Below are 12,543 nucleotides of genomic sequence, written 5' to 3'. Positions count from 1 at the left end.
TCCGATCAGGTCCTACTGCCGTTCGAAGCCGACCTGGTCTTCGGTCAGCCCAAGGTGGCCAACCGCAAATACGAGGGCACCATCCGTGAGAAGGGCGACACCGTCCACGTCTCGTCCATCGGCGACCCGACGGTCAAGAAGTACGACAAGAACACCGATCTCGAGATCGAGGATCTGTCGGACAGCGAAACCGCGATGGTGATCGACCAGGGCGATTACTTCGGTTTCCGCGTCAATGACATCGAAAAGCTCCAGGCCGCCGAGAATTTCGAAGACCCGGCCACCGCCCGCGCGGGGTACAAGCTTCAGAACCAGGTCGACCTGTTCCTGTACAACCAGCTCAAGGCTGGTGTGCTCGCGGGCAACAACCTTGGTCGCGTGACCGTGACCGAGGGCGAGCCCGAGAAGGCCAGCGTCGGTCAGCTCAGCATGTACCGCGTCGCGGTCAAGCTGCGCGAGAAGCTGGACCGCGCCTCCGTGCCGAAGACCGGCCGATACCTGGCGATCCCGCCCGAACTGCTATCGCCGCTGTTGCTCGACGCACGCTTCATCAACGCCGAGAAGCTGGGCAGCGTCGGCCCGCTGCTGAACGGCACCGTCGGCCGCATGGCCGGTTTCGACATCCTGGAGTCGAACAACATCAACAAGGTCGGCGGCACTGGCGCGGCCAAGGACGACTACGTGGTCATCGCTGGCGTTTCCGAGGCTTTGTCGTTCGCCAACCAGCTATCCAACGTCGAGACACTGCGCGCTCAGAATAGATTCGCGGACATCGTGCGCGGCGTGAACATCTACGGCGGCAAGGTCTTCCGCCCCGAGGGCCTGGCCTCGGCCTCGGTCCTGCTGGCACCGCCTGCGACTCCCGCTGCCGCCTGACCGATGATGCGACCTGCACCGGCTGACGCTCATTAGAAATCGGCCGTGCGAGGCGCGTCCTTCCGTGAAGAGGATTCGTGCTCACCTACGCCACCCCCGACCAGCTCGCCGAGCACGTCACCGCGGCCCAGCTCGACCAGCTCGACGACGGCGATGCCCACCGGTACCTGCGGGCCGCGACGCAGATCGTGCGATTCGCCACCAAGAACGACCTGTACGACGCGACCCCTGCCGGTCTGCCTACCGATCCGGTTCTCGCCGATGCACTCGCCGTCGCCACCTGCGTCCAGGTGCGCGAGTGGATCCACAATGGCATCAACCCACTGGCTGGCACTGCCGGCCTCACCCCCGTCGTCATGTCGGCGGCGACCAACGGCTCATCGGTCAGCTACAACGACACTGAGCAGGCCAGCGCCCGGACCAGGCTGCTGACCGGGCTCGCCGACACCGCCTACAGCGTGCTTCGCACGGCGGGCCTGGGGTCGTCGATGGCGGCCCGGCGATGACCGATCCACTCGTACTGTTCTGGCGCCACTGGGTACTCGTGCACCGGTACGTCGGCAACGGCGCAGCCGGACCGCTCTTCGATCCACCGGGCGGAGAATGCGGCAACGTCGCCGCCAAGAACCAGATGGTGCGTGACACCAGCGGCGACGAAGTGGTGTCGTCAGCGTCAATCGCATTCCCCGCGGGCGTGGCCTACATCCCGCCTGGCTCGCGGATCACCTTGCCGGACGAATTCGGCGGTCGCACAACAAAAGTCGTTGCCGCCTCCGTTTCCAATGCGGGGCCGCCGTTTCCCGATACTCAAGTCGTATACCTCGAATAGGAGGTGCCCGCGATGGCGCTGACCTTCCACTGGGACGGCGACCGATTCGCCGCGGTCACCCGCGAGGGTGTCGAAGAGGGCCTGTTCGAGGCCGCCGAAGTACTTCTCGCGCAATCGAATGCGATCGTCCCGCTCGACGAGGGACCGCTGATGAACTCCGGCACCGCCGAGGTGCGAGACGGCAAGGCCCGCGTCGGTTACAACACGCCCTACGCCTATCGCCAGCACGAAGATCTCACCCTGCACCACCCCCACGGACGGCAGGCGAAATACTTGGAAAAGCCACTCAACCAGTTCGGCGACGAACTGGAATGCATCGTCTCCGCGGCGATCAGCAGGCGACTGGGCACGTGATCACCGACACCCGCACGTTCCTCGACGCCCTCGCCCGTCACCTCGCCGCGCTCGGACTGGCCCGCTACCAACCCACCGGTGCCTACCCCAGCGGCGCACTCCCGGCGGTGTTCTGGAACCTGCTGCCGCCCAAGCCGGACGATGCCATCTCGATCACCGTCTACGACGAAGCGTTCGACCGAGACGACCACAATCCCGACGTGTACGTCCAATTACGGTGGCGCGCCGCAGGCTCCGATCCACGCGCCACCGACGATGCTGCCGACCTCGCAGCCCGATCCTTGCACGACATGTCCCACCTCACCCTTCCCGGCGGAGTGCGAGTCTTGTTATGCCGACGCAGAATTCGCGGGCTCACGACCTCGGACGCCACCGGCCGTTTCGAACGCGCCGACTCCTACGTTTTCACACTCAATCCAGGAGGCACGACATCGTGACCACTCTCCAGGCCCCCAACTCGGCCGGAATGGCTACCGCACTGGCCCGCGACTACGCCGTTCAGATCGACCTCAACTGGGGCACCGAGAAAGCAGGCACCCCTGATTGGGTGTTCGTCATGGGCCTGAACAAGGTCAGCCCGAGCAACGACATCACCTTCCAGGACAACGGCGACATCCACTCCGGCGGACGCAAGTCCCAGATCGCCACTGCGATCGGCGAGAACCTGGAACTAGCCGGACTGCGCAAAGGCACCCGCTCGCCCGCCTACATGCCCGACCCTGGTCAGGAGAAACTGCGCGCGCACGGCGAGGAGATCGGCGACCGCAACACCGCCCACATCCGCTACTGGCGCACCGACGAAATCGACGAGGCCAAGGACGGCTACTTTGCTGTCAACTGGGTGTCCTCGGCCGACGACAAGGAGGGGTTGTACGGGTTCACCGCCACGTGCACCGGTCAGGGCCAGCACAAGCAGATCACCAAGCCCGCCGCGTCGACCACGAAGACCATCACCGTGCCCGAGGACACGACCGGCGGAACCTTCACCCTCACTGTGGACGGTAAGACGACGTCCGGCATCACCTACAACGCCACCCCGGCTGCGGTGAGGACCGCACTGGAGAAACTGTCGACCGTCGGGACCGGTAGCGCCGAGGTCACCGGAACCGCGGGCAGCTATTCCGTCACTCTGCCGAGCACCGTCACCACTATCACCGCCTCCGGCTCCGGTCTCACTCCGAGCGGCACCGTGACTATCGCCTGACCGAAAGGGTCCGCATCGTGCAGGAATTCGACGAATTCCTCGACCCTGACCTCAACCTCCCGGTGCGCGGCCAGCCGGTGCGTATCGCATCACCAACCGCCTGGGAGGGGCTGCGGCTGCGCAAGCTCTTCGCCGACCTCGACGCACTCACGCCCGAGATTGAGCGGGCCGAGGTTCGAGGACTACTCGACGGCGCACGGGATCAACTCGACCAGTTGGGCGCAGACGCTACGGTGATCGCTCTCGCAGGGCGAACCGCGCTGCTGCACTTCGGGAAAGGCCCGGACGCCGCCGCCGCGTTCTGGAACGGAGAAATCCACGCGGACAACGACACCGAGGCGGACACCTCCGCACCCGGCTACCTCGGACCCGACGATCCCGGCGGAGGCCCGATAGACCCTGCGACCGGCCTACGGCACTGGTTCAACCCGCTGGAGATGGCACCGACCAACACTGCCGCCCTGACGCTGTCGTGGCGCGAAATCCTGTCCCACTGGCACGAACTCGAACTCGACCTGCACACCGTGTTCGGAGTGGACGTCAATTCCGGAGTGCTGCACGGACGTCCGTGGAGATGGCTCGAAGTACGCATCCGCGACCTTGCCAACACCCCAGGCACCCGACTGCACCGCGCAATCTTCCCTCCGACCCAGTAAGGACCGCCCTATGGCCGCACTGCGCGACCTGACCGAGTTCTACGACCCAGACCTCTCCCTACCTATCGGTGGCGTCCTCTACAAGATCACATGCCCCGGCATCACCGAAGCCGACCGACTCCGCTCCCTCGTTGCCGACGAAACACTCACCACTGCACAGGAATACGCCGAGGTAGTCAAGATTCTCGGACCTGTACGCGAGGAGATGGCACGCAACGGCGTACCCGACACGATGGCGATGCACGCCGGTCGCACCGCGCTCCTCCACTTCGGCGGCAGCCCGGACATGGGGCGCGCCCACTGGCAATTCGCGCAGCTGGCCGACTTCGTCGACATCCAAGCCATGCTCGATGCCGGGACCGATGACACCACAACGGAGACCAAGGCGGACTGACCCGACTTGCTTTGAACGGAGCCACATATGGCTACCAAGCTCGGCGAGATCTACGCCGAACTGTCCATCGAGGACTCCCGATTCCAGCGCAAACTAGACAACGCCGAGCGCCGGTTCACCGGACTCCGCGGAGCGGCGGATCGGGCAGCCACGCAGATTGACCGAAGCTTCTCCAACACCGGCTCCAGAATCGAGCGTGGCGGAGTGGGCGCGCGCAACGCTGCCCGTGATGTCGAACACTTCGGCCGATCGGCGCAGGGCGCTGCCCGTGACGTCGAGCGGATCGAACGCTCCGCCGGACATGCCGCTGACGCTGTCCGCCGTATCGACATCCCCGGCGGCCTGGCACAGTCCGCTCAGCGCGCCTCGCGAGCCTTGAGCAACTTGGGCTCCCACACGACCGGTATGGCCTCGACTGGCTCGCGGATGGGTGATGCGTTCGTGTCCGGGTTCGCAGGCAAGCTCGAAGGCTTGGCTGGGAAGGGCGGGCCGATCGCGATGGCGCTCGTCGGTGTCGCAGGGGTCGGTCTGGCTGCGGGTGCCGTGCTGGCGAAGGCCATCACCGACGGAATGGAGTTGCAGAAGGATGCTGCCCTGATTCAGGCCCGCCTCGGCGTCTCCGATCAGACCATGCAGGTCATCGGGAACGCTGCGGGTAACGCCTTCTCCAACGGGTGGGGTGAGTCGGTCAACTCCAACATGGAGACAGTGCAGTCCGCAATCGAGGCCGGACTACTCAACGGCACCGAGACCGCCGGGCAGATGCAGCCGGTCATCGAGAAACTGACCGTCGTCTCCCAACTGCTTGGCGAGGAAGTCCCAGCGGTTGCGCGATCGGCCGGTCAGGCGGTCAAGAACGGCATCGCGAAGGATGCCGCGGGCGCGTTCGACCTGCTGGTGAAGTCACAGCAGAACAGCCTGAACAACTCGCACGACCTGCTCGACTCCTTCGACGAGTACTCCACGGAGCTGCGAGCGCTCGGCCTGGAGGGTGCGGAGGGCTGGGCGCTGGTCGCGCAAGGCGTGAAGGCCGGTGCCCGCGACACCGACGTCGTGATCGACAGCCTCAAGGAATTCAAGCTGCGTGTCTCGGACGGAACTGCCGAAGGCGCAGCCGGTTTCGACAAGCTCGGAGTCTCGGCCGAGGACGCACAGAAGGCAATGGCTTCCGGCGGCCGAGAAGCCCGCGACATGATCGCCCAGCTGCTTCGGGGCCTTCGGAGCATCCAGGATCCGCAGGATCGGTACAACGCCGCCTTGGCGCTGTTCGGCACGAAGTTCGAGGACATCCAGGGTGCGGCATACGCGCTGAACCTGGATACGGCCGTCGATCAGTTCGGCAACGTCGCTGGCGCCGCTGATCAAGCGGCGCGAACCATCGGCGACACCACGGCGCACCGGTTCGAGGCGGCTCGGAATTCGATCACCTCGGCGATGAATGGAGTCAAGTTCTCCATCGCCGAAGCGTTCGGGCCGACTCTTCAACAGGCCGCTGACTGGGTGTCAGCGCACAAGCCGGAGATCATCTCGTTCTTCACCCACCTCGCCGATGCCGGCCTGGCCTGTCTCGACGGACTGGTTACCTTCGCCTCCGGGGCTCTGCGCGCATTCGCGGCCATGCAGAAGGGGATTGGCAACTCGATCGGCAAGGCGTTACAGGCGTTGGGCGGCTTCTCCGAGAAACTGGGTAGCCTCGTCAAACACATTCCCGGGCTGGAGGATACGGGCAAGGCGATCGAGAACACGGGCAAGTTCACCGCCTGGTATGGCGAGCAGATGGACGACGCCGCCGCCAAGGCTCGCACGATGGCAGACCTACTCGACCGTGCCCGTCCGAAGATCGACGCGATGCGGGATTCGGTCCGCACCGCGGGTCAACAGGCCGTCGACTCTGCCGAGATGTCCCGTCTGTTCGGCGACCAGGTCGACGCCATACCCGACGGCAAGTCGGTGCTGATCAAAGCAGTGACCGACGATGCCCGGAAAAGACTGGAAGACTTCGGGTTCAAGGTCACGACCTTGCCTGACGGCAGCTCCAAGGTCACCGCGGAAACGCAAGAGGCCCAGAAGACCCTGGACAACTTCGTCACCGTGAACACCGGCAAGAAGATCCCTGTCGATCTCCAGGTGGATTGGCAGCGCGTACAGGCGGGCATCGACAACGCACAGCTGAGGGCGAAGGCGCCCGCGTACTCGCCGGAAAGTGGCTACGTGCACTATGCCGACGGCAAGCTGCCCGATCAAGCGATGATCGAGCCAGGACAGCCCGGTCTCATCCAGTGGGCGGAACCCGAGACGGGCGGCGAAGCCTTCATCCCTTTGGCCGAGTCGAAACGATCGCGCTCCCTGACGATCCTGACCGATGTGGCGCAGCGGTTCGGCTACGACTTGCTCAGGTTCGCCGACGGCGGAGTGACCGTTGGCAGAGCGGGGTTGGACGCGGCGACCTCGTACGCCCAGAGCATGGCCGGAACACCTTATGCCATGGGCGGTTTCGGTCCGGACGGCATCGACTGCTCGGCGTTCGTCTCGGCTGTGGTCAACAAGGCCGTCGGCCGCGACGCGTACGAGTCCCGCATGTCGACGATGACAGAGGGCTCGTGGCTGGCTGATCTCGGTGCGACGCCGGGGCACGGTGGGCCAGGCACATTGCGTATCGGCTGGTACGACAACGGTGGCGGAGAGGCGGGCCACACCGCTGGAACCTTCCCCGACGGAACGAACTTCGAGTCCAACGGCCGCCAGGGGGTCGTCATCGGCGGCGAGACCGGGGCAGATGACCCGATGTTCACCGACCACGCTTATTTCGTTCTGGGTGGCGACCTAGGCAAGAACCAAGGCACGCCGTCCACGCGAACGGGCGGCGGAGCCGACTCACCGACCCTCGCCGGAACCACCACCGCGAGCGAAAGCGAGGGCGGCAGCCGCGTATTCGTCACCAACTGGCCGGATACCATGCGCGGCAACAGAACTCTCGACCCCGACCGCAAGCCGATCGCCACCCTCAGCGCCCGCCTCTTCGCCGATGGCGGCGAACACCACGTCGCTCAGATCGCGGACGCTGGCGAGATGCGAGTGTGGGCCGAGCCGGAAACCGGTGGCGAGGCATACATCCCGCTATCGGCGGCCAAGCGGGCACGCTCGACCAGCATTCTGCGACAAGTCGCTGACCGCTTCGGATTCTCGCTGACACCATACGCCGTCGGTGGTTTCGGCGGTGTCGGCCAGGACGGCGACAACGGGGTGCACACCGGTTCGTGGGAGGTCATCAAGACCTCCAACCGCAGCGACATCCCGCTGTCGACACCTCACCGCGACGTGCCGCTCGCCGCCGCGGCACAGGACGCGTACCGGGCGCTGGCCGCAGCGTCCGGTCTCGCTCTTACTGCTGCCTCCGGCTGGGGTGGCGAGGGCAAGTTCCAGGGGTTCGACACCGGCAACACCGCTCTCCCTGGCCTGGACAAGGGTCTGGAGCAGATCTCGGCACTGTTGCAACGCATCGCTGAAGCGGCCGAGTCGGGTGACCCGGTTGATGTCCAGGTGGACATCGACTCGGGCCGGAGAGCGGCTGAAATCGCAATCAAGCAGTTGGGGCTGTAACCCCCGAAGGGACACGCATGTCCGTGCAGTACGAACTGCGCGGCGTCGAATACCCCGGACAATCCCGTTCGATCTGGCAATTCGGTGACCCCGAATGCCCGCTGCGCCTTGCCGAGACCCCTACCGGCCTCGGCGGGGCGCCGCTCGAACACGTCCGGCAGTCGAACGCTCGCCAGCGCGGTGCCACCTACCGCGGCACGAACCTCGAAATCAACCCGATCACCCTCGTCGTGCGCATCGGACCGGTAGCACCGGGCACGAACGCCCTAGCAGTCTGGAACGAATGGCGCACAAGCCTGGGCACCGGCTCCGAACTGGCCGAGTTTCACGTCTTTTCACCTAGTGGTGGCGATCGGTGGCAGTGGGTTCGACTCGAGAAGGCCGTAGCGGATCCCCCACTGCACCAACTTCAAGACATCGGCTGGATGACCGAGCAGGTTGCGCTCGCCTCCGACGACTCCGACTGGAACGCAGCGCCCGTCACGCCTCCGGATTTCACGCCAGAGACGTTCGACGGCAACAGCATTCACAACGCGGGTGACGTCGACGCGTGGCCGTACTGGGAACTGACCGGTCCAGGCAAATTCACGATCGGCGTCGATGGTGAGCAGATCACGCTGCCAGCCCTGGCCGCGGGTGAAGTGTGGACGGTCGAGACGGACCCGGAGTACCCGCACATCCGCAACGCGGACGGTGACGACAAGTGGCCTCTTGCTGGAAATGTCCACTGGTACAGGAAGGTTCCGGCCCGCTCGACCGTCGCACTGAACCTGTCCGGGATCGGAACCAGTGGCGCCAGCCGGATCAAAGTCGTTCTGCCCCAGCGGTATCAGCGGGCGGTGGCATGATGAGGCCGAATTCGAAGACGCCCCCGGCGTTCGACATCGAGATATTCAATCAGGACTGCACGCAGTCGCGCCCGCTCGGCCCCTACATGAAGGCGCGATTCGGCTGGTTCTGGGACGTGCCGGGTACCGGGACCATCATCGTCAAGGGCGATCACCCGATGGCCGCCCGGCTCATGGCGTGCAAGCGCGACGTCGTCCCGCTGCGCACCTACTACAACGGTATTCCGTGGGACGGCCGGGTGATCTCCGCCGTGATGGAGGGCAAGCCGGGCGAGGAGATCGTTACAGCCACTTGCGTTTCCAACCTGTACTGGCTGCTGACCGTGCTCGCCTGGGTCAACCCGATGCTCCCGCCCGAGGTGCAGATCGGATTGACCGGCAAGCAGGACATCATGTTCGGTCCGGTCGACTTCGTGATCAAGTACTTCCTGGCCAAGAACATGATCCGGCTCCAGAAACCGGTCTACGCCGCCCTGCCGATCCAGTACGACGTCCCCGAGCTGCCACAGCTCAAGGACCTGAACACACTCGACGACATCCTCAAGGTCATCAACTCGTTCACCGAGGACCTGTGCGTGGTCAACGCACGCTTCACGCGGATGGACGAGCTGATCAAGATGACGACCGAACACTCCGGCCGCGGCCTGTCCTGCAACCTCTGGCTTCCCAACGACGGCCCGTCGCCGTCGGTGTTCAACACCGACACCCTCGCCCGCCTGCAAAACGTCCTCGACCTGTCCGGCGACAACTTCTTCTGGTTCACCAACCCGGACAACGTCCTCGGCCTCGCAGACCCGGACCAGTGGGGCAAGATGCAGCACGCCGGATACGTCTTCGACACCAAGGTGCAGCGGGACCGCCGCTGGATGCAGTGGCGTACCGACTCCGGACACATCGTCAACTACAAGCGCGGCGTCTCCCACCCCAAGGCGCACGATGTCGTCGTTGGCGGAAAGGCACCGGATTTCGTGAACCAGGTCGTCGAGTGGGGCGCGAACCTTGCCCTGCAAGCACTACTGAACTTTCTCGTTCCAGGCCTCGACCTCGGCGGCCTGCTCGTCGGCGACCTGTTCGATGACATCTTCTTCACTTATCAGCGTTTTCGTGACGAGCGGCTCCGCGCCGACCTGGGCGTCCACGGCTGGGGCGAAGCGTTCGTCGACAACACCACCGCATGGAGTCTGGACTCCTTCGCCGTCGGAATGAACGGGCTCCGCCAGAACGGCGGCGGCGAGTCACTGAAGCTGGAGGTCATCAGCGGAGGCATCGACGACCGCGGATTTTCCTTCGGCGTCGACGACGGCTCCGGTCGCAGGTTTCAGGTCGGCGACATCATGAGCTTCTGGGACCGAGGAACAGTGGTCGAGGACTACGTCTCCGGTGTTGAGGTCGAGGACTCCCGCGACGAAAAGTGCACGGAGTTCGTCACGATCGGTGACGACGACGAAATGAAAGACGCCTGGTCGCAGCTTATCGACCGAGTCAGCGGACTCGCGTCATTCTCCCGCGCCATTGCGAACGGCACCGGGTAGCCAAGGGACACAACCTATGTCACTGAAATTCCAACCACTATGCGACGGCACCTACACCGTAAGCTCCGGCTTCGGCACACGCTGGGGAACCTTCCACTGCGGTCTCGATCTCGCTGCCGCACACGGCATCCCGATCTACTCTGCGACCGACGGCATCGTGATCGCTGCCGGTCCGGCCGACGGGTTCGGCAACTGGATATGGATCGACTCGCAACGCGAACACGGCGTCGACCTCATCTACAGCCACATGGAGCCCGAGCAGATCCGCGTGCGCCCCAACGAACGCGTCCACGCCGGACAGCTGATCGCCTACGTAGGTTCTGCGGGCGAATCAACCGGCCCGCATTGCCATTTCGAAGTCTGGACCACACCCGGCCGCATCGGCGGGAAGGCGATCGACCCCGCGCCGTGGCTGCGCGGCGCACTCGACCCGAGCGCTATCACACCCACCACACCAACGAAGGGAGGTACGGCAGTGGGCTGGTATGGAGACCCCACCTGGCTCGCCGACGTCCTGCGAGACGAAGGACTCAACGTCGTCGAGGCCCCCGGCTGGCGCGACCGCGGCCAGGGCGATTTCCGCAACATCTGGGGCGTCGTGTGCCACCACACCGGTGGATCACGCACGCCCGCAACCGAAATCATGTACGGCACCGACGCACTGCGCGGCTTGCTGTCACAGGTTCACCTTGCGCAAGACGGCACGGTCACAGTGTGCGGCGTCGGCGTCGCCTGGCACGCCGGCCTCGGCGAATGGCCAGGGCTGCCGGAAGACGACGCGAACTACTACACGATCGGCATCGAAGCGGCCAACAACGGCACCGAAGGCTGGCCGCCTCAACAGTATTGGGCCTACGTGAAGGTATGCGCCGCCATATGCCGCCGCCTCGGGTACGGCGCTGACCACGTCATCGCACACAAGGAATGGGCGGGCCGCAAGCAAGGCAAGTGGGATCCCGGCAGCCTGGACATGCACCGCTTCCGCACCGATATCCAGAACCAGATCGACCGAAAGAACGAGGGATTCCTCATGGCACTGTCCGACGCGAAGCAGGAAGAGCTGTACAACCTGATCACCAAGGAACTCGGCTACCGCTTCCAATCCCGATTCAAGGACGAGGACGGCAATCAGTCCGACTTCCGTGACTCGCTGGTGGGATTCGTCCTCGAATGCGACAAGAAGATCGAGGCATTGGATCAGTGGCGACGAGCGAGCGAGGAGCGTGAGAAGGCGATCGAATCGAAGCTCGATGCCATCGCCGCCGCCCTGGGGCATGCCGCGTGAGCGCCGCGGACATCACGCACCGATTCACCTTCCACATCGCCACTGCCGACAAGCACGAGCAGCACGAGTCCGTTCGCGATGCGTGTAAGACGCTGGCGCTACTTCTCGACGAGCACCTGCCCGAGAGTCGCGAAAAGGCTCTCGCCATCACCCATTTGGAAACCGTCATGTTCTGGTCCAACGCGAGCGTTGCCCGCCAGGCCGAAAGGTGAACCACCGATGAGCAATCCATCCCCCACTCCGATGTCCACACAGTCTGCGCACCCGTGGCGCGCAACTGCCCGCACAGTACTCGCTGTCATAACCGGCCTGCTGGCGATGCTGCCGCTGATCGTCGATGCGTCGGGTATCGCCGAGTCGACGCCCGGCTTGGCCGGTGCGCTCGCCATCGCTGCTGGCATCACCCGTGTCCTGGCCTTGCCCACGGTCAACGCCTGGTTGCAGACCTATCTCCCCTGGTTGGCCGCCGAGCCCGCCTGACACCCGACGACCGGTGCCGCCCCGCTATGCACGGGGCGACATCGGTCGTTGCTGCATGAGGATTGAGGCCCCGGTGGATGCCGTCACCCCTTACTTGAAAGACCTCATTGCACTTGCCGGAGTGCTCGCGGGCGCTGCTGGCGTATGGCACGCATCGCGCACCAAAACGCGCACCGAGGCACAAGCCGCCGCTGCGGACGACGCGCTGGATGCGGACCGAGCGGTCGATGCGCGTTGGCAGGCAATGCTGGAGCAGCAACGTGCAGACTTCGCCCTCGTCATCACGCCGATCCGTGAGGACGTCGACAACCTGCGTCGCGAGGTTCGCGAACTGCACACCGCGCTCGACGTACTTCGCAACCGGTACCGAGCCGCCATCGACTACTTACACGCGCTGCTGGGCTGGGCACGTGCTCAACCGGCCGCCGCCACCGCGCCCGCGGTCCCAGCACCACTCGTCGACGAGGTATAGCCAATGAAGCGAC

Annotated in this window: 15 protein-coding genes; all 15 read left to right on the top strand. The window is 64.8% G+C overall.

Features of this window, described 5'->3' with window-relative positions; all coding sequences use genetic code 11:
* The first annotated feature begins 54 nt into the window (after positions 1-54).
* Positions 55-876 (top strand): phage major capsid protein, encoded by an 822-nt coding sequence (locus HPY32_RS04545; RefSeq protein WP_156674248.1) that lies wholly within the window; start codon positions 55-57, stop codon positions 874-876.
* Positions 877-953: 77 nt separating this feature from the next.
* Positions 954-1,382: a hypothetical protein gene (locus HPY32_RS04540; RefSeq protein WP_067583699.1), complete on the top strand. Its 429-nt coding sequence runs from the start codon at positions 954-956 to the stop codon at positions 1,380-1,382.
* Positions 1,379-1,705, top strand: a complete 327-nt coding sequence (locus HPY32_RS04535) for a hypothetical protein (RefSeq protein ID WP_067583696.1) — start codon at positions 1,379-1,381, stop codon at positions 1,703-1,705. The genes HPY32_RS04540 and HPY32_RS04535 overlap by 4 nt, the downstream gene beginning before the upstream one ends.
* A 12-nt stretch (positions 1,706-1,717) precedes the next feature.
* Complete coding sequence (locus HPY32_RS04530; RefSeq protein ID WP_067583693.1) at positions 1,718-2,059, top strand: hypothetical protein; 342 nt, start codon at positions 1,718-1,720, stop codon at positions 2,057-2,059.
* Positions 2,056-2,496, top strand: a complete 441-nt coding sequence (locus HPY32_RS04525) for a phage tail terminator protein (RefSeq protein ID WP_067583686.1) — start codon at positions 2,056-2,058, stop codon at positions 2,494-2,496. The genes HPY32_RS04530 and HPY32_RS04525 overlap by 4 nt, the downstream gene beginning before the upstream one ends.
* On the top strand, positions 2,493-3,263 hold the full coding sequence (locus tag HPY32_RS04520; protein ID WP_156674247.1) for a phage tail tube protein: 771 nt from the start codon (positions 2,493-2,495) through the stop codon (positions 3,261-3,263). The genes HPY32_RS04525 and HPY32_RS04520 overlap by 4 nt, the downstream gene beginning before the upstream one ends.
* Before the next feature lie 17 nt (positions 3,264-3,280).
* On the top strand, positions 3,281-3,919 hold the full coding sequence (locus tag HPY32_RS43785; protein ID WP_197696419.1) for a DUF7426 family protein: 639 nt from the start codon (positions 3,281-3,283) through the stop codon (positions 3,917-3,919).
* Positions 3,920-3,929: 10 nt separating this feature from the next.
* Positions 3,930-4,313, top strand: a complete 384-nt coding sequence (locus HPY32_RS04510; protein ID WP_067583680.1) for a DUF7426 family protein — start codon at positions 3,930-3,932, stop codon at positions 4,311-4,313.
* A gap of 27 nt (positions 4,314-4,340) precedes the next feature.
* Positions 4,341-7,913: a phage tail tape measure protein gene (locus HPY32_RS04505; RefSeq protein WP_067583676.1), complete on the top strand. Its 3,573-nt coding sequence runs from the start codon at positions 4,341-4,343 to the stop codon at positions 7,911-7,913.
* Between the two features lie 17 nt (positions 7,914-7,930).
* Positions 7,931-8,761, top strand: a complete 831-nt coding sequence (locus tag HPY32_RS46795; RefSeq protein ID WP_067583673.1) for a hypothetical protein — start codon at positions 7,931-7,933, stop codon at positions 8,759-8,761.
* Positions 8,758-10,293, top strand: a complete 1,536-nt coding sequence (locus HPY32_RS04500) for a Gp37-like protein (protein WP_082870994.1) — start codon at positions 8,758-8,760, stop codon at positions 10,291-10,293. The genes HPY32_RS46795 and HPY32_RS04500 overlap by 4 nt, the downstream gene beginning before the upstream one ends.
* A gap of 16 nt (positions 10,294-10,309) precedes the next feature.
* The gene (locus HPY32_RS04495) at positions 10,310-11,578 is read left to right on the top strand and encodes a peptidoglycan DD-metalloendopeptidase family protein (protein ID WP_067583667.1); all 1,269 of its coding nucleotides are present in this window, start codon (positions 10,310-10,312) and stop codon (positions 11,576-11,578) included.
* A complete protein-coding gene (locus HPY32_RS04490) occupies positions 11,575-11,790 on the top strand; it encodes an Acb2/Tad1 domain-containing protein (protein WP_082870993.1) in 216 nt (71 codons plus the stop codon). The genes HPY32_RS04495 and HPY32_RS04490 overlap by 4 nt, the downstream gene beginning before the upstream one ends.
* 7 nt (positions 11,791-11,797) lie before the next feature.
* A complete protein-coding gene (locus HPY32_RS04485) occupies positions 11,798-12,058 on the top strand; it encodes a hypothetical protein (RefSeq protein WP_231951497.1) in 261 nt (86 codons plus the stop codon).
* Positions 12,059-12,131: 73 nt separating this feature from the next.
* A complete protein-coding gene (locus HPY32_RS04480; protein WP_156674246.1) occupies positions 12,132-12,530 on the top strand; it encodes a hypothetical protein in 399 nt (132 codons plus the stop codon).
* Positions 12,531-12,543 lie beyond the last annotated feature (13 nt).

The sequence above is a fragment of the Nocardia terpenica genome (assembly GCF_013186535.1).
In the GTDB taxonomy this organism is placed as follows: Bacteria; Actinomycetota; Actinomycetes; order Mycobacteriales; family Mycobacteriaceae; genus Nocardia; species Nocardia terpenica.
The sequence above is the reverse complement of the archived record's forward strand: the minus strand, read 5'-3'. Positions and strand labels throughout refer to the sequence as shown.